Here is a 19,930-nt window from a genome sequence, read left to right as displayed (position 1 = left end):
GCTGTTGCTGTTGCTGTTGCTGTTGCTGTTGCTGTTGCTGTTGCTGTTTCAGTTTCTCCTCTACAACCGACAGGTTCTTTTTCGCAGCATCAAAGTCAGGTTTTTCTTTGATTAACTGTTCGTAGAGTTTTTCTGCATCTTCCAATTGCCCGTTTTGGGCAAGTGCGTTCGCAAGGTTATAACGCCCATTCAAACTTGGGTTATTTGAGAATGCTTCAATAGCGCTTTCATAGTCGCCCGCTTGATAACTTGCCGCGCCTTTCCAATTTGGATCGGTAAAGGTACTTTGCGCTTTCTCAAACTCACCTTGCTGGTAGAGCTGCTCACCTTTCTGGTTTTGGTTTAGGAAGGCATTTGCTTCTGCTTTCGGCGTCCAAGTCATCGGCAATACTGTTGCGATGAGTACCCAAATCATGCCGCGTCGAAAGAGCTGAGCGGCAGGAAAAAGCAACAAAGGTAGCAACCAGAAACCACCATTCAAGCGAGAATCGGTTTTGACATCGTCACTTTGTTTTGCACCTAGACTGTGGCTAGCGTTGTTGGTAAAGGCTGCGATGTTCTCAACATCACGGTTATTGTGCTGAATTGGCACAAACAGTCCGCCGGTTTCCTTTGCTAGCTTTTGCAAGTTTTTTAGGTTTGTTTTGGCTACCACAGTATTACCTTGTCGGTTCTTCATTAATGAACCGTCAGGCAAGGCAATAGGCGCACCTGTTGCTGTGCCGATAGCGAGTACTGACACACGAATGTTTTTGCCGTTAAGCAATGCCAATGAGCGAGAAAGCTCAGTGTCATCTAAGTCGTCCGCTAATAGAACGATATCACCTTGACTCACGCCTGCTTGAGTGAACTGGTTCACTGCTGTTTCAATTGCTGATGGTAAGTTAGAGCCTTGGTAGGGCATTAACTCAGGAGACAAGTTTTCGATAATACCTGCAAGTGTGCTGGAGTCTGTCGTGAGTGGACTAAGTGTATAAGCGTCACCAGCGTAGGCGACCAAACCAGTGGAGCCTTCTTTCCATTTCGGCATTAAATCCAGTGCCTTATAGCGCGTTTGTGACAGTCGATTTGGCTTCACGTCCGTTGCGTACATAGAGCGTGACATGTCCAGAACTAGCACTCGATTTTGGCTCAACTCAAAGCTTGGGCGAGTGTTGGTTTGCCAACTAGGACCTGCCAAGGCGATACATGCTACTGCCCAAGCCACTCCCCATACTGCAAAGTAATGTTTGGTTTTGACTGAATGACCAAGCATCTTTGCTAAATGAGGAGCAATTAATGATGACTTTTTCGTTCTGTACTGACTATTAAGGGCAAGCGCGACAGGAACGACGAGCAAGCCTAGCAACCAATATGGGTGTAAGAAAGTAAACTCAGCCATGTTTTCTCCTTACTACAAACAAGAACACGGAAAGTGCAAGTGCTGCGCCTAGTGGATAAGAGAACCATTCCGACTGAGGACGCCAGGTTTGGGTTTCACTAGAGACTGGTTCTAGTTGGTTAATGGTGTCGTAGATCTTTTCAAGTTCTTTAGCATTACGCGCTCGGAAGTACTGACCACCTGTCATTTCTGCGATCTTTGTAAGTGTCTGCTCATCAAGATCTGAAGCCGTATTTACTTTGCGCGTCATGAAGAAGTCTTTCACCATCATTTCGCCAGCACCTACGCCAACGGTGTAAATAGTGGCATTGTATTTTTTGGCAATCTTAGCCGCTTCGATAGGATCGAGAACTCCCGATGTGTTGCTCCCGTCACTAAGCAAGATCATGACACGTTGTGGCGCATCACTATCGACAAAGGTTTTTGTTCCTAGACCGATACCATCACCAATCGCGGTGCTATTGCCCACCAAACCAATTACGGTTTGGTTGATTTGTTGCATCACGGTTTTGCGATCTGCGGTCAAAGGCGTTTGTAGATAAGCGTGGTCACCGAATAAAACCACACCTAAACGATCACCTTGGCGCTTTGCTACGAAGTCGGATAAGACTTTTTTGACTGCGGTTAGGCGGTCGATGTATTCGCCATTGTAGTTCATGTCTTCTTTCTGCATTGAGCCAGATAAGTCGACCACTAACATCATATCGCGGTACTTGGGTTGGAAGTCGACCGGATCGCCATACCAAACGGGGCGAGCACAGGCGATGACCAATAGAGCCCATACTCCAACAGACAGGGCTTTTTGTACCAGTTGCTTTGGTTTACTGTTGTGCTGATTATCTGGCAAATACGCCAGTTTAATTTCAGCTTGTTGAGTCTCTTCAGGGAAGAACTTAAAAATTATCCAAGGTAGGGGCAGTAATAGCAGTGCCCACCACCAGACAAACTCAATGTTCATCCACTGAGAAAGGCTCGAAACGAGAGTTGCCTCAGTCACGAGTTTTTGCCTTTTTCTTTGGCGGCAATGCGGTCGAAATCCAGAAAGTGCAATCATCAATCAAATCCTGATGTTGCTCTTGACCAGATTTTTGATACAGCGCCGCTTGCCACTGTTGTTGTTTGTCGACGAATCGAGTTTCTTTGGTGTAACTATCAAGAAACTCGTACCAAGCAGAGCCTGTTAATGGCGCGATGTCTTCACGAGGGAAGTAACTCAAAGCTGCTTGACGAAGAACCTCTAATGCAGAAGAAGGCGTATGTGGTGTTATTGGGTTGGTTAACAGTTTCAATGCGGTCTTCTTTGCAACAAGACGCTTTGAACGCCACCTTAAGTACAATGCGACAATTAAGATGGAAAGAATTACACCGCCCAAAACAGCCCACCATCCCCAAGCGAGTGGGAACCAATCAGGTGCATTAGGTAGGATCAAAGGTTCAAGGTTTAGGCTTTGGTTATTCGTTGTCATTATTACTACTGCTTGAATGATTTGTATGTTGTTGCTGTTATTAGCTTAATTGCTGAACCAGCGGTAACCCGCTCGATAGGCTATTAAACGGAATTGCCATGGAATGACATTGTTGTTTGATTGCTTGCTGATGTTTGACAAAGTGAGACTCTAATTCCTTACGTTGTCCCTTTGAGCCGAAGTTAAACCATTGACTACGGTGTCCATCAGACGCTTTTGCTTGTCCTCTAAAGTCAGTTTCGCCTCGCTCTAGAGGATCATAAAACTGCACTACACGAACACTGTTGTGTTGTTTTAACCGGCGTAGTTGAACCAACTCTTTCTCTTCAACTTGAGCAAAATCACTCAGCAGAATCAGTTCACTGCCTTTCGGAGTGAGGTTGTGCAGCGTTTCAATTGCACTCATGTATGGCAACGTGCGTGTGCTGGCAGCTTGTTGATTTGTAAGTAATTGATTGTGAGTGTTCACTATCGCGTCAAGAATTCTCAGCCCTTGCTTTTGTAAAGAGGAAGGGCGGAACTCAATGCACTGGGAACCATCATCAATCACCGCGCCAATGCGGTCTTTCTTGGCTAATGTTAGCCAAATCAAGACGCTAGCGAAGTGCGCCAGTTGAACCGATTTCAACACGTATTGCGATCCGAAGTGCATACTAGGACTCAAGTCGATGTACAAAATCACCGCTTGTTCTTTGTCTTCAGCAAACAACTTGGTGTGCGCTTTTCCCGTTCGAGCAGTAACTCGCCAATCGATGCTGCGGATATCATCACCCGCTTGGTATTGGCGCACTTCCATAAAGTCCATACCACGACCTTTTTGACGGCTGGTATGATTACCACTCATTTGTGACCAAATACTCTGGGCTGGTGGCAACCAACGAACCGATTGAGTGCGATATTGAAGCAGCTCTTCTAGGGTCAATGTCACCCCATTCGCATGAGGTGGCAATGTATATGATGCAGACATGTCACCTACCTACGTTATGCGCTACCTACAAGGCTAAGAAGTTTGTCGATAACCTGATTCGCTGTAATGCCTTCTGCTTGAGCGTGGTAGCTAAGTAGAAGACGGTGGCGTAGCACAGGGTAGGCCATGGCTTGAACATCTTCTGGTGAGACGAAGTCACGACCTGCTAGCCATGCATGAGCGCGAGCACAACGGTCAAGGGCGATTGTCGCGCGTGGGCTCACCCCCATAGACAACCATTTTGCTAATTCTGAGTCGTAGTCACTTGGCTGTCGAGTTGCCATAACAAGACGAACGATGTATTGCTCAATCGCATCTGCCATATGGATATTGAGTACTTCTTTACGCGCAGTGAAGATGTCTTCTTGACTTAAGCTTGGACGCTCAACCGTTGCTTCACCTTTTGCCTCCCCACGATTGATGCGCAAGATCGCCAGTTCATGCTCTGCATCTGGGTAATCTACATCAAGGTGCAACAAGAAGCGGTCGAGCTGCGCTTCTGGAAGTGGGTAAGTACCTTCTTGTTCAATCGGGTTTTGTGTCGCCATCACCAAAAATAGCTCTGGTAGGGCATAGGTGTTTCTTCCCGCTGTCACTTGCTTCTCAGCCATTGCTTCAAGCATCGCAGCTTGCACTTTAGCCGGCGCACGGTTGATCTCATCGGCAAGGATCAATGAGTTGAAAATTGGACCAGACTGGAAGGTAAACTCGCCTGTTTCTGGACGGAAGATATCGGTGCCCGTCAAGTCTGCTGGCAGTAAGTCAGGTGTGAACTGAATTCGGTGGAAATCACCTTCTACACAATCCGACAGAGACTTAACCGCACGAGTCTTAGCCAATCCTGGAGGACCTTCAACCAAGATGTGCCCATCGGCAAGTAGAGCAATAAGAAGCTGTTTAACGAGATCATGCTGACCAATGATCTGAGACTCTAAGTAGCTTTGAAGAGTTTCGAAGTTTGTTTTGTGCATTTTTTGGACTCTCTGGGTATCCATATGATTCTTGTTTTGAGTATTGGTCACTTTCTCAAGGGGAAAAGTTCCAGTACGTCCGCGTAATTTATCTTTTCAATATTGGGGCGAGTAAAGTGATTGCAAGCCATTGAAAAGCGTGAATTACCTTACTCGACAGTCTGTTACATCACATTTGCATAATTTTGTGAGAATTTTCTCTAGTTTTGTAGGGGGAGGTCGATATAGATTTCATGCCGTGCATACCAAGGTTATATGCACCTAGTTTTACTCTGTTCAGAATGCAGATAATAAGTGATTCTTTTAAAGGTCCAGATATGTTGAAACTTAATTCCCTGAGTATCAAACAGAAGGTTGTCATCGGTATTACTTTTGCCGTTCTTGCTTCTACAATTATTGTCGGTGTGATGGCTCAGCGCCATGCACGTGAGGTGCTAAGTCACCGCTTAATCGACATTGAGCTGCCTGCTATGTTGCAGCAAATTAATACTGAAATTGACCGCGAAGTTGTACAGATGCAACAAGCGGCAAAACAACTTGCTACTAATGAATTTGTCGTTGAAGCCCTATCAACGACAGACCGTAACCCATCAGTAGAAGCACAACTTGTTCAACAGCTTAACAATGTTAAATCCCAATATCAGTTGAACGACGCTTCCGTTGCGAACCGACAAACGGCTTACTACTGGAACCAAAATGGTTTCCTGCGTCAACTTAACCACTCACAAGACGCATGGTTCTTTGGTTTTACTTCTTCTGGTCAAGATACGTCAGTTAGCGTATTTCAAGAAGCGAATGGCGACGTGAAAATGTTTGCCAACTACCAAGACGTAAACGGTATTTCGATGTCTGGTCTGTCTAAGTCGATGGATGACATGGTATCGCTACTTAATGGATTTAAAATTGAGAAAACGGGTTATGTGTTCCTAACAAATAGTAAAGGTGACATCCAAATCCATCGCCAACAAGGTAAGAACAAAACATCTATTAATCAATTGTTCGGCGGCGCAGCATCTCAATTGCTAAATAAAGGTCACTTTAATCTAGTTACGACTGAGTTCGAAGGGCAAGACATGTTTGTGTCGAGCCTATACGTGCCGTCAATGGACTGGTTTGTTGTTGGTGTGGTTCCTGTGAATGAAGTGTTTGCTGATCTAGATGCAACCGCAGAGAAAATGTTGTTCACAACAGCAATCGTGGCGCTGATCTTCATTGCGATGGGTGTTCTACTTGCCAACAGCATTACTAACCCAATTCGTCAAATCGCTGACCGCTTCACTGACCTCGGTGAAGGTGAGGGTGATCTTGCTCAGCGTATTGAAATCAAAGGTAACGATGAAATCGCTCAGCTATCAAAAGGCTTTAACGGCTTTATTGAGAAGATCCACGCTACCATGAAAGAAGTATCACTAACTAGTGGTGCGCTAAGCCAAGCAGCAGACAGTGTTTCAAGTAAGGCAACATCTACGCACGATAATAGCCAAGAGCAACGCGACCAAACTATTCAGGTAGTAACAGCGATCAACCAAATGGGTGCGACGATCAGTGAGATCGCATCTAATGCGGCAACAGCGGCAGATACGGCAAACCAAGCGTCTGATAACACCCAAACAGGCCGTCAAGTCGTAACGCAAGCAAAAGAAGTGATCAGTCGCCTTGCTGGTGATGTGGAAACCACAAGCATGGTGGTCACTCAACTTGCGACAACGACCAAAGACATTGGCTCAATTTTGGATGTGATTCGTGATATCTCTGAGCAAACCAACTTACTTGCACTTAACGCTGCAATCGAAGCTGCGCGTGCGGGTGAGCAAGGTCGAGGCTTTGCTGTGGTAGCGGATGAAGTGCGTAATCTTGCGTCACGTACTGCTGATTCTACTGAAGAGATCCAGAAGATGATTAACCAACTTCAAAGTGATGCTCAAGATGCTGTGACAGCAATGGAAGCGGGTAAAGCGGTAACGTTTGAAGGTGTGGCATCAACAGATGAAGCCGTGGATGTTCTGATGAATATCTCTGAGCGTATCGCCGATATTTCAGATCGAAATACGCAAGTCGCGACGGCAACAGAAGAGCAATCAACCGTTGTACATACCATCAACCAGAACATTGAAGAAATTAACGCTATCAATGAAATGACCACTGCGACGGCAGAAGAGTTGGCTGGCGCAAGTCGAGATCTACAAGAACTGTCATCTCGCTTGGATAAGATGGTTGGTAGCTTCAAGCTCTAGAGTTGGATAGAATAGACCTAGTTTACAAGTTTAACGACTCGATATTTAGGTAAGTACTATGAATGATTTCGAAAAAGAACTAGAACTGATCTCACAAGAAGCCGGTGACGAGCCTGAAGTGAAGCTACCATCTCTTGAAGAACAACAAGAAATCGTAGCGGAACTGAAGAAGCTAGAAGCTGAAGGAAAGCTGACACCAGAGGTTCTTGAGCAATACTTTGGTAAGTTCAATCAGAAAAATTCAGTGCCAGTTCACTAATAAAGAGGGAGTTTTATACTCCCTTTTTTAATACCCGCCATTTAACTCACCCTATTAATCTATTTATTAATCAACAGATTAATCCTTGTTACTACTTTTTTTCATACTTGACAATACTCCCGCTGTACCTAAATCTATTGCTTATTTCAATCAAAATGATTAAGGACTGCAAACGAGATGGAGCACAAAGATATAAGGAACGTAATTTTAATTACTGAGGATAGCTTGCAGTCTTCATTGTTGAGAGATGTTCTTGAAACCAAACTCGGTATTAATGTCTTTCTGATAGCCCCTGAAAAGCTCACCAAGCACACAATTCCATTGGAAGCAGTCTCCGCTATATTACTCGATTATAGTGTTATGACTGATGAAGTCTTCTCTCGTTACATGGAGTTTAAAAAAGCAGAGCTAAAAGATGCCATTGAAGTTCTGTTAAATTGTGACAAATCGATTTCAACGGAAGAGCTATTTGTATGGCAGACACTCGCGGGTATCTTCTACACATCGGACGATATCAGCACATTACAGGCTGGAATTGGCAAAGTATTACAGGGTGACATGTGGTTTAGCCGTAAGTTTTCTCAGCAATACATCACCCATCTGCGCAGACATAGCAGACCAGTTAATAAGAGCGTGTCCGCAATTTTGACCAAAAGAGAGCAACAAATCATCACCTTCCTTTCTATGGGGGCTTCGAATCAACAGATCGCTGAGCAACTATTTGTGAGCGAAAATACTGTTAAGACTCACCTCCACAATATTTTCAAGAAGATTGATGTAAAAAACAGAGTGCAAGCATTAATTTGGGCTAAAGAAAACATTTCAGGTTTATCGATTGCCGTATAAAACTTATAGGGATTCCCCTTTCTAGCCTTAGTTTGCGAGTCAGATCTTATATAGATATTTGATATGTAAAAAGTGTTTCTTTTATGAGAAACACTTTTTTTGTTTATGATTTTAACGAAATTGCAATTCAAAAAAGTAGGAAATAAACATACTCTAGCGACTAGCACTTAGATATGAGACCAAGTGCTTATTAATAATTATTAAATTTAGAATGATACGTTAGTGAAAGTATGAGAAACATTATGGAAAACAATAAGGATAAGCCTGAAATCCTAATGATCACTCAGCAAAGTTTACAGAGTGAAAACTTCAAGGAGATGCTTTCTAAGAATACCGAAACCAAGATTACGATTATTGATAACAAGAATCCTAGTTACCACGAACTTATTCCAGAGAAGTATTTTCTACTTGTTGACTTTTCTATAGATACTCCTTCTGAAACTTTAGATTATTTAAAAAATAATGAAAAAGTACTAGGAACAATAATGCTTAACCTTGGGCATGAGCTTCAAATAGAAGAGTTGGCTGCGTGGCCTTTCGTGAAAGGGATTTTTGGTCCCAATGATTCTATGAACAAGTTATGTCAGGGCTTAGAGGCAATTATAAAAGGCGAAAACTGGTTATCACGTCGACTGTTAGAACAGTTACTTACTTATTACAAAGATAAGGAAGTGAATCGAATTATTGAGCCAGCTATAGAAGTGGAGTTAACCCGACGAGAAATACAAGTGCTACAGATTTTGAAAGAAGGTGGCTCAAATATGGAAATTGCCGATTCTTTATTTATCAGTGAACATACAATTAAATCTCATCTTTATAACATTTTTAGAAAAATTGAAGTAAAGAATCGAACCCAAGCAACAAGTTGGGCAAAAAGAAATCTTTAGTACTACTAGTAACTCTTTGTATTGGATAAAGAATATTGAAGAAAGTATGAGTTAATATTTTTTTGATAATTGAGTCAGCTTTAAATCTCATCCCATATTCAAACTCGCTCCTTTGAGGTTATTTATTAGACTTTTTATGTCTGAAATTGAGTCGTAGTCCAGACGTGAAAAGGTCTATTCAAAAATAAAGCCAAGAGGGAACAATAATGAGTATAAATCATACGCACAACGGTGATTCAGGTGACAACCATAAAACTGACTTTGATGGCGGCAACGACATCTTTGTTGGATTTGGTGGCAATGACTCCTTTGTTGCGGGCGGCGGCAATGACTACGTCGTAGGTGGCGCGGGAGACGATCGTCTTATTGGCGGTGCCGGAGATGATATTTTGAAGGCTGGTGAAGGCAATGATTACTTGGGCGGAGGTACAGGTAATGACAAATTGCTAGGGCTATTAGGTGACAACAAGCTTAACGGTGGTGTCGGTGACGATACGCTTCTATCTGGTTCAGGTGACAATGTGCTGATCGGTGGTACTGGCGCAGATAAGTTTATCTTCACAGATAAGTTTGGTGGTCATGGTGAGGCGAAGGTCGTTGATTTCACTATTGGTGAAGATTCACTTCATATCGTCAGTGATTCAGTAACATCATATGAAGATCTGACGTTTACTTACGATGCGAACGGCAGCGCAGTGTTCACGGACGGTGCAGACTTAACTGTGAAACTAATTGGCGTCACGCAAGAAGATATCGAGTCATACGGAAGCGACTTATTCATTATCTAAGTCATTCTATTGGGCGCTAGATTACTAGCGCCCACGTATCAACATATGTGGATGTAATCGTGCAAAATACGGTTTTCAAAGAAGTTAAACAGAAACTGTGCACGCTCACAGGTTTGCTGATTGGCTTTAGTTTATTTATAAATTTATTAGTACTTTCAATCCCTTTGTACATGTTGCAGGTGTACAATCGTGTAATCTCTTCCTATTCCATTGATACGCTTTTCTTATTAACGGTTATCGTACTTGCAGCGCTACTAACCATGTCGTTTATCGATATTGCTCGCGCTCAAATGAGTAAATCCTTCGGTTATTGGATAGATTCAAAACTGTCGGTATTTATGCTTAAACGCAGTATTCAATACCAAGCCCACACGGGTAAAAGCTACACCTCTCAAGTGCTGAGAGACATTCAAAACATCAAAAGCTTTTTAAGTAGCCAAGCGCCATACCCTTTACTTGATGCTCCTTGGACCCCCGTTTTCATTTTATTCGTTTATCTGCTGCACCCTATGTTGGGTCACATAGCCCTAGGTGGCTCTATTGTGCTGTTTAGTTTGGGGTTAATTAATGAGCTTGTGACACGCAAAACCTTACAAGAGAGTGAAGTTCGTTCGATTTCCCATATCAATCAAGCAGAAGTCGTGACTCAAAACTCAAACTCAATCATTGCGATGGGCATGATGAACGCCTTTTTAGAGCGTTGGTATTCTAGAGTGAATGAATCCAACCAGTTGGAGCAGCGTGTGGTGGGTAAATCGATCTACCTTGCTAATTTCTCCAAGTTTGTTCGAGGCTCATTACAAATTTGTTTGTTAGGTGGCGGCGCATGGTTGGTAATCCAGCATGAGATCACTGCAGGCGCGATGATTGCGAGCTCAATTTTAATGAGTCGAGCACTATCACCGATGGAGCAAGCGATCGGCACTTGGCGCAGTGCAATGTCGGCAAAAAACGCTTACAGCCGTCTGTTTGAAATAGACAAGATTGTCAAACACGATGAGTCTGATATGCCTTTGCCTCGACCTAAGGGGCACTTCGAATTGACAGGTTTAGCCTACCGCCACCCTGGTGCAACGGAGCCAGTTTTGTCTGCCATTACGCTGTCTATCCCTCCCGGTGTGTCTGTTGGCGTAATTGGTCCTTCAGGCACTGGTAAATCGACCTTTGCTAGATTGCTCCTTGGTAATATCAAGCCTCTTGCGGGCAAAGTGACGTTAGATGGCATGGAAGTCTCTACATGGGCTTCTGAAGATCGGGGAGCACATTTCGGTTACTTAGCACAAGAAGTGGAATTGTTTCCTGGGACTATTCGGGAAAATATTGCGCGTTTCAAAGACGAAGACCCCGCTAAAGTGATTCAAGCCGCTCAGCTAGCTGGTTGTCATGAGCTCATACTAAAGAAAAACAAAGGCTATGATTTCATGGTCGGTGAAAACGGACGAGGTTTATCGGGTGGAGAACGCCAACGAATTGCTTTAGCCAGAGCCGTTTATGGTGACCCTTCGGTCGTTGTATTTGATGAAGCAAACGCAAACTTAGACGGAGAGGGGGAAGCGGCGTACCAACGCTTGATTGCTCACCTTAAATCCCAAGGTTCTACCGTGATTGTGATTGCCCATAACCCAAGCACGTTAAGGCAAATGGACCGATTGCTCTACTTGGCTGAGGGGCGCGTGAAGCTGTATGGAGCGAGAGATGAAGTTCTTAAGCGTTTAATGGGTGAAGAGAGAACAGATATACCGAGGGTGCGAAATGAGCAATCAACTGCCAACCGTTAACGAATTAGCTGCTGAAAAGGTGGTGCGCTTTATGCCATCTTCGGAGCTTCGTTTAAAAGGTCCCATTTTGCTTGGCGTACTTACACTATCGCTATTTTTAGGTGGGCTTGGTTATTGGGCGGCGACGTCTAAGCTTGAGAGTGCAGCTATTGCTTATGGTGATCTTTCTGTATTGAGCAAACGACAAGAGATCCAACATCTAGAGGGGGGCATTATTGATAAGCTCTACGTTCAAGAAGGCGACTTGGTTGAAAAAGGGCAATTACTTATTCAGCTCTCGCAGCGTCAAGCTAACGCTAAGCTGGACTCTGTTGGCGGTCAGTACATCCACACTATCGCAAAAGAAAATCGTCTCAATGCAGAGTTGGATGAGCTTCCAGAGATTGTTTGGTCGCAAGATCTAACAATGTTCGTGAACAGTGAGATTGTTGCCGAAGCAAAGTCTGTTCAAAACAAGATTTTTGAGGCAAGAAAACGCTTTTTTAACAGTAAGTTAAACATCATTGCGCAGAGTGTTTCCGGCGCGAGTTTGGAATTGGATAACCTTAAGGAAACCAAAGTAATTGAGAGGGAGCGCCTCAAATTTATCGAAGAGGAAATTGCGAGCAATCAAGCTTTGGTACAGAAAGGGTTTTCAGGTAAGTCAGCTTTATTACAGCTAAAGCGCCTTGCTGCAGAAGTACGAAGCACCTTAAGTCAGCTTGATCGCCAGTCTCTCACCGTCAGCAAGCGTTTGGATGAGAACCAAGCTAAAGTTGAAGAGCTAAAACTTGAACGGCTCAATGAAATCGTAGAAGAGTTGCGTAACACTAAGAAAGAGATCGTTTCAATTCGTGAGGAGTACCGTTCGGCGAAAGACGTCGTTGCGCGTACTGCCATTGTTGCACCAATCTCTGGCAGAGTGGTCAATATGCAAGTATTTACCGAGCAAGGTGTTATCGGCTCTGGTGAAACCTTATTGGAATTGGTTCCTCAAGACGATAAGTTGTTGGTGGAAGCTCGAGTAAGCCCTCAAGATATTGATTTGATCAGTCCAGGGCAACATGCTCAAGTGCGTTTAACGGCTTTAAATGCAAGAACACTTGCACCGCTAGATGGCACAGTATTAACCGTCTCTGCTGATAAATTATCTGAGCAGAATCAAGATGACTTTTATCTCGCTCGTATTGCGCTGTCTCAAGACGATGTTGCGAAGCATAGGCTGACATCTGGTATGAATGCAGAAGTGTTGATTCTGTCTGAACCGAGAACACCCCTAAGTTATTTGGTTAAACCATTAACGGAGAGTATGAATCGCGCATTCCGAGAAGATTGATGGATAGCTTCTGTTTGAAATCTCATCACAGTGTTTACACAAATAAATAATCCACTACGCCAGTCACATTTTGCGACGTTGTGATGTGCTTTGATGCGCTTTTATTTTGGTGAGATGAACGATGAGAACAGAAAAAGAAAAAATGCTGGCAGGCGAGCCATACGATGCTTGGGACCAAGAGCTCTACCAAGCGCGAATTGAATGCCGAAAGGTTCTGCAAAAGATTAACAACAGCATTCCTGATACGGATGAATGGCGAAATGCGATTGATGAATTGATCCCTGATTCTGAAGGGGCGTACCTTGAACCGCCATTTCGGTGCGACTACGGCTCAAACATTAAAGTGGGTAAAAACTTCTATGCCAACTTCAATTGCGTGGTGTTAGATGTCGCGGAAGTCCACATTGGGGACAATGTTTTGTTTGCTCCTAATGTGCAAATTTACACTGCGGGTCACCCTCTCGATGTCAGAGGACGCGTGGAAGAAGGCGTTGAATTTGGCACGCCAATTACGATTGGTGACAATGTATGGCTGGGGGGCGGTGTGATTGTTTGCCCTGGTGTCACTATCGGTGAGAATTCTGTTATTGGGGCGGGTAGTGTCGTGACAAAGGATGTCCCAGCGAATGTTGTAGCCGCTGGTAACCCATGCAAAGTAATTCGTTCTATTGAGCAGTAAAAGGCGAGGTAAATAAACTAAAAAGCGCAAATAGACAAAAAGTACAAATAAACAAAAAGCCGACTCTGAGTCGGCTTTTTTGGGGTTCTCATTCTGAGTTCAAATAGACACTCGAGGTCTAAAGCATACTGGAATGTACTTGTTGACCTTGTTCGGTCAGTGAATAAATACGACCGTCTTCCTTGATCACCAAACCACTATTGACCAACTGTTTTAAGTGGAAATTAAACTTGGTGTGATCCTCAATACCCACCACTCGACATAGATCCATAAACTTCATTTTACGATGGATTTTAAGTTGCTTGATTACCGAGCGGCGAATTGGATTGGATAACGCACTAAAGATTTGGTCATGCTTTCTTTCATCAAGAGGGGATTTTGGTGAGCGTTCAGCATGGACGCGCTTTAAGGTGACCGATAGTGCAGCGAGGTTAAAAGGCTTAGTGAGAAACTCATCTGCCCCTTTTTTCATAGCGTCGACAGCAACGTCAACAGTAGCAAATGCCGTTGTGATGATAATACCAATGTTGGGATGTTGACGTCTTAAAGTGGAGAGAGCTTCAATACCTGTCATCCCAGTCATCACCACGTCGAATAGCGCTAAGTCAAAATGTTGCTCGCTAGCAATATCTAACGCATCCTCTGCATTATCACATGCGATGACTTCAAACGATTCCAAGGTTAATGCCTCAACGAGGACCTCTCTCAATTCTACATCGTCTTCTGCAAGTAAGAGTTTTAATGTCATTCAATGTTCCTTGGTAAGCGGATTTCAACTGTTAAGCCTGTTACCTGATCACTCTTCTTCGAGTTCCTCAAGTTTAGCTCGCCACCGTGTTGTAAGATAATTTGATTACTGATAGCCAGTCCCATTCCCGTACCTTCTCCCCGAGGTTTTGTGGTGTAGAACGGCGTCTTTGCTTTGGCGATTTTGTCTTGTGGCATCCCTGTTCCCCAATCCGAAATTGAGAGTGTTGCTACGAGTTTGTCTTGATAAGTTTCGATATAAATCTGTTTATGTTCTTGGCTTGCATCGATAGCGTTGCCGATGAGGTTTGTTACCACTTCTTCTAACTGGCCCGCATCGCCTCGCACACTCAATTTATCGTCTAGTGATGTACTGACAATAAAGCCTTCTAGGCGGTATTGATTGAGAGACAAAGCATGTTCCACAACCTCTTTGAGCGAAACCACCTCACGTCGTATTGGCTTATGGTGAGCGTAGTTAAGTACTTCGTGGCTGATCTCTGCTGCGCGCTCAAGACCCTGCCGAATTCGAGCCAGTTGTCGATGAGTTGCTTCGTTATCCGGCAGCTGCTTTTCCAATAAATCGCAGCTCATGGTTGCGCTGGAGAGTGGTGTTTTAATCTCATGTGCAACCGCTGAGGTCAGTTCACCAAGTTCTTTTAATTTAGCGTCTTGTTGAGAGAGTTGGATATGACTTTCAAGCTGCTTGTTCTTTTCATCGTCAAATACTCTGAGGGCAATCCAAAGAGTGCACAAGATAGAGAGCGCACACACCATTCTAACGATCAGCACCCAAAGTCCTAAATCGACCGTCAGCGCGCCTGCGGCAATGCCATAAGCAACGAGAGAAAGCCCCGTCAGCTTAAAAGGCAGTGAAGCGCCATGACCTTCTTTTTCAAGAATATTGGCGTAGCTCATCATGGCTAGGCCAGAGATGACTCCAGAGCCTAAACCAAAAATCCAGCGTACTTGGTTAGCGGTGTTATGGACATAAATGGCGTATTCTTTGTTGCCGAAGCGGTAAACCAAGCTAACGATAAATAGAGTCAGAACCGCAATCGCGGCGTATTTGATGTACTTGACCTTCTTCCAACTGGTCAGATCTAGCATCTTCCAAGCGAAAGCCCCAAGAGCAATGAATGAGAACAAGAGCTTAAATACTTTGAAAGTCTCTATGCCTTTAGTCAGGGTAAATTCGTGTTCATACATCACCAAGTAAAGTTCGGACCATTCATGGAAGCCGTGGATGAAACCAAATAAAGCCAGAATGGGCAGAGCAGAAGCAATAGCAATGCGACTTTTGCGTAGATCTCGAAACAGAATCGCAAAAAAGATGGCGAAGAAAGCTAAGCCATAGAAGAGGTAAATTTTGAAGATGAGTAACATATCCATCATTTGAGTCTAAAGGACTCCTTACCCTTCATCAATATTTAAAATTTGCAATCTTATTATTTTGCATTGCATACATATTTCCTTAGAAACGTCCCTATCTATATAGATTTCATATGATGTTTGTGAATTTTTCTTATCATAAATTATTTGCGGGAGATAATTGTTATTCACACTGAGCTGTTTAACTTATTTCTTTAATAAAACTGTCATATTAAATTTTTAATCTCAACGCGTCGATTGATTAGTACCGATTGACTGTTTATTTATTTCAATACCTAGTTTTACTTGAACACTAAAACTAACAGGGCTAATTAAATATTGGTTTTTAATTAGCCCAAATTTCTCACTAAATTATATCGGAGATATATTGTGAAATTTATGAAATCAGCTCTAGTGTCTTCAGTTCTGGTTGCAGCATCATTTGGCGTTGCTGCTAAAACAACGATCAACGGCGCTGGTGCGACATTCCCTCATCCAATTTATGCGAAATGGGCTGAGCAATACCAGAAGGAAACGGGTGTTCAGATTAATTACCAAGCTATTGGTTCTGGTGGTGGTATTCGCCAGATTACAGCAAACACAGTGGACTTTGGTGCGACTGACGCGCCACTGACTATCGAGGAGCTGAACAAAGAGGGCATGATTCAGTTTCCAATGGTGATGGGGGCTATTGTTCCTGTAGTGAACATTCCTGGTATTGATGCTGGAGAGGTGAAACTAACAGGTAAAGTTCTCGCAGATATTTTCCTTGGTAACATCAAAAACTGGAATGACCCTGCGATTGTCGCACTCAATAAAGATGTCGACCTACCTAATCAACCTATCTATGTTGTCCACCGTTCAGATGGTTCTGGCACCACCTACAATTTTACGGACTACCTCGACCGTGTAAGCCCCGAATGGCATAAGTCTATTGGTGTTGGCAAAGACATTACATGGCCGAAAAAAGCAACAACCATTGGCGGGAACGGCAATGCCGGTGTAGCAAACTTTGTTAACCGTACCCGAGGAGCCATTGGGTATGTAGAGTATGCGTTTGCTAAGCAAAATGATCTCGCCTATACACAAATGCAATCTAAAGATGGCAAGTTTCTAAACCCAGGCATGGACACTTTCCAATCTGCAGCTGCCAATGCTGATTGGGATAATGCTCCGGGTTACCACTTATTGTTAAACGACCAACCGGGTGCAAACTCATGGCCAATGACAGCAGCGACGTTTATTCTTATGCATAAAGAGCAGGCGGATGCGAACAAAGCGAAAGAAATCGTGAAATTCTTTGAATGGAGCTATAAGCAAGGTCAACTTGCAGAAGAGTTGGATTACATCCCAATGCCAAATAAAGTCGTTAACATGGTTAATGAGACTTGGAAAGAGGGTTTGAAATCTAACGGTCACACGATTATTCAATAATTAATCAAGTAGCCTGATAAGTAATATATTTGTCAGGCTACTATATAAAATATTATGACTACTTTAGCTATTAAAAGTAAAGTGAACGGCGATTCGGTTTTTAATAAGCTGAGCTTTGCTAGTGCTTTATTAATTTTCGTAACTTTAATTGGTATTTTATTATCTCTTATTGAAGGTGGTTGGCCAGCCTTTAAGGAATTTGGCCCAGGCTTCATTTTTAGAGATATTTGGGATCCCATTAACGGTCAATTTGGCGCTGCCTCAGCAATTTATGGCACGCTGGTTACTTCTTTCATCGCTATTGTTATTGCTGCACCGATTGCGTTAGGTACGGCGGTGTTCCTTGCTGAGTTAGCTCCTAAATGGTTGAGTCAACCAGTAAGTAAAGCCATTGAACTGCTTGCTGCTGTACCAAGTATCATCTACGGCATGTGGGGACTGTTTGTCTTCGTTCCTTGGTTTTCTGAAGGTTTCCAAATGTGGACCGGTGTGCATTTGGTCGATATCCCTTTGGTAGGTGGTTGGTTTAATGGTCCGCCGATTGGGATAGGCTTATTGGCGGCGGGGATCATCTTGTCATTTATGATTCTGCCTATCATGACTTCTTTAACGCGTGACGCATTGAAATCCATTCCGGATGTCCTCCGTGAAGCGGCATATGGAACGGGAGCGACACCATTTGAAGTCGTCACCAAGGTGCTTATCCCTAAAGTTAAGAATGCAACAGTGAGTGCTGGCATTTTAGGTCTCGGTCGCGCTCTCGGTGAAACCATGGCTGTCGCCTTTGTTATTGGTGGTGCGAGCCGTATTGAATTTTCATTCTTTATGCCAGCAAGCTCCATTTCTTCGACGATTGCTCAGCAATTTAACGAGGCAACAGATCCAATCCATATCGCATCGTTAATTGGTCTGGGAGTGGTGTTGTTTCTTATCACTTTCTTTGTGATGGGTTTTGCTCGTCGTTTGTTAAGGAAGTCATCATGAATAGCAGAAAATTAAAGAACTTTAGCTTTCTAACATTTTGCACTTTGTCGGCAGCGTTCGGTGTCTTCGTTCTCGCGAGCATCTTATACACCTTGATTGGTGAAGGAATAAAGGGCTTGAGCTTCGCTATCTTCACCGAGTTAACGCCTGGTCCGGGCAGTGAAGGTGGCTTAAAAAATGCCATTGTGGGGAGCTTAATGCTGACTGGCTTGGGCATTCTGATTGCCGCACCGATTGGGGTTCTTGCGGGCACGTGGTTGGCAGAAGCCGATAAAGAAAACACAGTGGCTGAATCGCTGCGCTTTCTTAACGGTATGTTAATGAGTGCTCCCTCTATCTTGGTCGGGTTGTTTGTCTACGCCATGATTGTGGTACCGACAGGCGGTTATTCTGGATGGGCAGGTGCCATCGCATTAGCCGTTCTCGCGCTACCAGTGATCGTTGCTTCAACGGAAGAGATGCTACGTTTGGTTCCGCCAACGTTGAAAGAAGCGGGAAGCGGTGTAGGGGCGCCTAAATGGCGAGTGATCACCCAACTTAGTTACCGCGCCGCAGCTCCGGGGATTATCACTGCCATTCTTTTATCCATCGCTCGTATTTCTGGGGAGACGGCACCGCTTTTGTTTACTGCGTTAAACAGTAGCTTTATGACGACCGACATGAGCAAACCGATGGCAAACTTACCAGTGACGATATACCAATTTGCTATGAGCCCTTACAGCTCATGGCAAGAGCTGGCATGGGCTGGCGCATTGATTATCACCAGTTTTATTTTGATTGTTAACGTACTGGCGACGTCGTTGCCGCAATTATTAAAAGCGAGAAGAGCATGAACACGGCAACATTAAATCCAGTCAGAGCAAGCATGAATGAATCCACTATGAATACTTTGGTACACAGTGTTAGCGCCAACGATGTCTCAGCAAGTTTGACTCATCGTATGGACATTCAAAACTTAAATTTTTACTACAACAAAGGCTCTGATGCAGCGTTGAAATCCGTATCAATGCCAATCTATAAAAACCGAGTGACGGCACTGATTGGTCCATCGGGCTGCGGTAAGTCTACACTGCTTCGTACGTTAAATCGTATATATGACTTGTATGGGCATCAGTACGCTGAAGGCGAAATCTTACTTGATGGTGAGAGCATCTTTAGCAATTCGGACGTCAATGAACTGCGTTCCAAAGTGGGCATGGTTTTCCAAAAACCAACGCCATTTCCCATGTCGATATACGAAAACATGGCATTTGGATTGAAGATACAAGGTGCATTTAGCAAAGCCGAAGTTAGAGAGCGTGTCGAGTCTGCACTAAAGCGTGCGCACTTGTGGGAAGAGGTGAAAGATAAGCTAGATGCAGATGCGAATGGTTTATCAGGTGGTCAGCAGCAGCGCTTATGTATTGCTCGAACGATTGCGCTAGAGCCAGAGGTTATTTTAATGGATGAGCCGACTTCCGCGCTGGATCCTATTGCCACCGCCGCCATTGAAACTCTGATAACAGAGCTACGTGAGAAGTACACCATCGTTATCGTAACGCACAACATGCAGCAAGCGATGCGCATCTCCGATTACACGGGTTTTATGTATCTAGGAAAGCTCGAAGAATTTGGTAAGACTGAAAAAATTTTCCATCACCCAGACAACGACCGTACTAAACGCTATATCTCAGGGGACTTTGGATAACGAATAACAACAATAGCGCTGATTAGTCAGCACGTTTTAGGCACGGTTTCGCGAGGATCGTGCCTATTTTTTTATGCTCTGACACTCTAGAATTAAGGTCATCTCAAACAATGTCATCTCAAACAATTAAGAACGC

At 43.8% G+C, this 19,930-nt stretch carries 19 protein-coding genes; 12 read left to right on the top strand and 7 right to left on the bottom strand.

The window, feature by feature from the left end:
• From AACR11_RS27995 to AACR11_RS27975, 5 genes are all read right to left on the bottom strand, one after another.
• Positions 1-1,381: vWA domain-containing protein (locus AACR11_RS27995; protein WP_079325324.1), on the bottom strand; the 1,381-nt coding region annotated here is incomplete at its 3' end.
• Positions 1,374-2,378, bottom strand: a complete 1,005-nt coding sequence (locus AACR11_RS27990; RefSeq protein WP_029788218.1) for a vWA domain-containing protein — start codon at positions 2,376-2,378, stop codon at positions 1,374-1,376. The genes AACR11_RS27995 and AACR11_RS27990, both read right to left, overlap by 8 nt.
• Positions 2,371-2,847 (bottom strand): DUF4381 domain-containing protein, encoded by a 477-nt coding sequence (locus AACR11_RS27985; RefSeq protein ID WP_005452844.1) that lies wholly within the window; start codon positions 2,845-2,847, stop codon positions 2,371-2,373. Before AACR11_RS27985 ends, AACR11_RS27990 begins: the two co-directional genes overlap by 8 nt.
• 40 nt (positions 2,848-2,887) lie before the next feature.
• Positions 2,888-3,814, bottom strand: a complete 927-nt coding sequence (locus tag AACR11_RS27980; protein ID WP_029788217.1) for a DUF58 domain-containing protein — start codon at positions 3,812-3,814, stop codon at positions 2,888-2,890.
• Between the two features lie 14 nt (positions 3,815-3,828).
• Entirely contained in the window at positions 3,829-4,785 is a 957-nt protein-coding gene (locus AACR11_RS27975; RefSeq protein ID WP_005452840.1) for an AAA family ATPase, read from the bottom strand.
• A gap of 317 nt (positions 4,786-5,102) precedes the next feature.
• Here AACR11_RS27975 and AACR11_RS27970 point away from each other — a divergent pair, with 317 nt between their 5' ends.
• From AACR11_RS27970 to AACR11_RS27935, 8 genes are all read left to right on the top strand, one after another.
• Entirely contained in the window at positions 5,103-7,019 is a 1,917-nt protein-coding gene (locus tag AACR11_RS27970; RefSeq protein WP_005452832.1) for a methyl-accepting chemotaxis protein, read from the top strand.
• Between the two features lie 58 nt (positions 7,020-7,077).
• A complete protein-coding gene (locus AACR11_RS27965; protein WP_005452830.1) occupies positions 7,078-7,278 on the top strand; it encodes a hypothetical protein in 201 nt (66 codons plus the stop codon).
• Between the two features lie 177 nt (positions 7,279-7,455).
• Positions 7,456-8,124, top strand: a complete 669-nt coding sequence (locus tag AACR11_RS27960) for a LuxR C-terminal-related transcriptional regulator (RefSeq protein WP_005452827.1) — start codon at positions 7,456-7,458, stop codon at positions 8,122-8,124.
• Between the two features lie 230 nt (positions 8,125-8,354).
• Positions 8,355-9,011: a LuxR C-terminal-related transcriptional regulator gene (locus AACR11_RS27955; protein WP_017189577.1), complete on the top strand. Its 657-nt coding sequence runs from the start codon at positions 8,355-8,357 to the stop codon at positions 9,009-9,011.
• A 206-nt stretch (positions 9,012-9,217) separates the two neighbouring features.
• Positions 9,218-9,799: a calcium-binding protein gene (locus tag AACR11_RS27950; RefSeq protein ID WP_005452823.1), complete on the top strand. Its 582-nt coding sequence runs from the start codon at positions 9,218-9,220 to the stop codon at positions 9,797-9,799.
• A 59-nt stretch (positions 9,800-9,858) separates the two neighbouring features.
• Positions 9,859-11,577, top strand: a complete 1,719-nt coding sequence (locus tag AACR11_RS27945; RefSeq protein ID WP_079325322.1) for a type I secretion system permease/ATPase — start codon at positions 9,859-9,861, stop codon at positions 11,575-11,577.
• Complete coding sequence (locus AACR11_RS27940) at positions 11,552-12,892, top strand: HlyD family type I secretion periplasmic adaptor subunit (RefSeq protein ID WP_017189575.1); 1,341 nt, start codon at positions 11,552-11,554, stop codon at positions 12,890-12,892. Before AACR11_RS27945 ends, AACR11_RS27940 begins: the two co-directional genes overlap by 26 nt.
• A gap of 121 nt (positions 12,893-13,013) precedes the next feature.
• Positions 13,014-13,571, top strand: coding sequence for a sugar O-acetyltransferase (locus tag AACR11_RS27935; RefSeq protein WP_005452817.1), 558 nt, complete (start codon positions 13,014-13,016; stop codon positions 13,569-13,571).
• Between the two features lie 118 nt (positions 13,572-13,689).
• Here the strand turns inward: AACR11_RS27935 and AACR11_RS27930 are convergent, their stop codons facing one another.
• Positions 13,690-14,319 carry a response regulator gene (locus AACR11_RS27930; protein ID WP_005452815.1) on the bottom strand — a complete coding sequence of 210 codons (630 nt, stop codon included), beginning with the start codon at positions 14,317-14,319 and terminating at the stop codon, positions 13,690-13,692.
• Positions 14,316-15,710, bottom strand: coding sequence for a sensor histidine kinase (locus tag AACR11_RS27925; RefSeq protein ID WP_009697017.1), 1,395 nt, complete (start codon positions 15,708-15,710; stop codon positions 14,316-14,318). The genes AACR11_RS27930 and AACR11_RS27925 overlap by 4 nt, the downstream gene beginning before the upstream one ends.
• A gap of 378 nt (positions 15,711-16,088) precedes the next feature.
• On the opposite strand from AACR11_RS27925, the gene pstS reads away from it, so the two are divergent.
• From pstS to pstB, 4 genes are read left to right on the top strand one after another with little or no spacing between them, the layout of a single operon-like run.
• A complete protein-coding gene (pstS, locus tag AACR11_RS27920; protein ID WP_029788215.1) occupies positions 16,089-17,123 on the top strand; it encodes a phosphate ABC transporter substrate-binding protein PstS in 1,035 nt (344 codons plus the stop codon).
• 54 nt (positions 17,124-17,177) lie between these two features.
• A complete protein-coding gene (gene pstC / locus AACR11_RS27915; RefSeq protein WP_029788213.1) occupies positions 17,178-18,107 on the top strand; it encodes a phosphate ABC transporter permease subunit PstC in 930 nt (309 codons plus the stop codon).
• Positions 18,104-18,940 (top strand): phosphate ABC transporter permease PstA, encoded by an 837-nt coding sequence (gene pstA, locus AACR11_RS27910; protein ID WP_005452801.1) that lies wholly within the window; start codon positions 18,104-18,106, stop codon positions 18,938-18,940. Before pstC ends, pstA begins: the two co-directional genes overlap by 4 nt.
• The gene (gene pstB / locus AACR11_RS27905) at positions 18,937-19,794 is read left to right on the top strand and encodes a phosphate ABC transporter ATP-binding protein PstB (protein ID WP_029788212.1); all 858 of its coding nucleotides are present in this window, start codon (positions 18,937-18,939) and stop codon (positions 19,792-19,794) included. The genes pstA and pstB overlap by 4 nt, the downstream gene beginning before the upstream one ends.
• Positions 19,795-19,930 lie beyond the last annotated feature (136 nt).

Source organism: Vibrio sp. L85 (assembly GCF_963871815.1).
GTDB lineage: Bacteria > Pseudomonadota > Gammaproteobacteria > Enterobacterales > Vibrionaceae > Vibrio > Vibrio harveyi.
This window is presented reverse-complemented; position numbering and strand designations above follow the sequence as displayed.

Bases quoted from the DNA above. Each gene is read 5' to 3' on its own strand.
- AACR11_RS27985 (WP_005452844.1), bottom strand. From the start codon at position 2,847: ATGACAACGAATAACCAAAGCCTAAACCTTGAACCTTTGATCCTACCT.
- AACR11_RS27980 (WP_029788217.1), bottom strand. From the start codon at position 3,814: ATGTCTGCATCATATACATTGCCACCTCATGCGAATGGGGTGACATTG.
- AACR11_RS27975 (WP_005452840.1), bottom strand. From the start codon at position 4,785: ATGCACAAAACAAACTTCGAAACTCTTCAAAGCTACTTAGAGTCTCAG.
- AACR11_RS27970 (WP_005452832.1), top strand. From the start codon at position 5,103: ATGTTGAAACTTAATTCCCTGAGTATCAAACAGAAGGTTGTCATCGGT.
- AACR11_RS27965 (WP_005452830.1), top strand. From the start codon at position 7,078: ATGAATGATTTCGAAAAAGAACTAGAACTGATCTCACAAGAAGCCGGT.
- AACR11_RS27960 (WP_005452827.1), top strand. From the start codon at position 7,456: ATGGAGCACAAAGATATAAGGAACGTAATTTTAATTACTGAGGATAGC.
- AACR11_RS27955 (WP_017189577.1), top strand. From the start codon at position 8,355: ATGAGAAACATTATGGAAAACAATAAGGATAAGCCTGAAATCCTAATG.
- AACR11_RS27950 (WP_005452823.1), top strand. From the start codon at position 9,218: ATGAGTATAAATCATACGCACAACGGTGATTCAGGTGACAACCATAAA.
- AACR11_RS27940 (WP_017189575.1), top strand. From the start codon at position 11,552: ATGAGCAATCAACTGCCAACCGTTAACGAATTAGCTGCTGAAAAGGTG.
- AACR11_RS27935 (WP_005452817.1), top strand. From the start codon at position 13,014: ATGAGAACAGAAAAAGAAAAAATGCTGGCAGGCGAGCCATACGATGCT.
- AACR11_RS27930 (WP_005452815.1), bottom strand. From the start codon at position 14,319: ATGACATTAAAACTCTTACTTGCAGAAGACGATGTAGAATTGAGAGAG.
- AACR11_RS27925 (WP_009697017.1), bottom strand. From the start codon at position 15,710: ATGGATATGTTACTCATCTTCAAAATTTACCTCTTCTATGGCTTAGCT.
- pstS (WP_029788215.1), top strand. From the start codon at position 16,089: ATGAAATCAGCTCTAGTGTCTTCAGTTCTGGTTGCAGCATCATTTGGC.
- pstC (WP_029788213.1), top strand. From the start codon at position 17,178: ATGACTACTTTAGCTATTAAAAGTAAAGTGAACGGCGATTCGGTTTTT.
- pstA (WP_005452801.1), top strand. From the start codon at position 18,104: ATGAATAGCAGAAAATTAAAGAACTTTAGCTTTCTAACATTTTGCACT.
- pstB (WP_029788212.1), top strand. From the start codon at position 18,937: ATGAACACGGCAACATTAAATCCAGTCAGAGCAAGCATGAATGAATCC.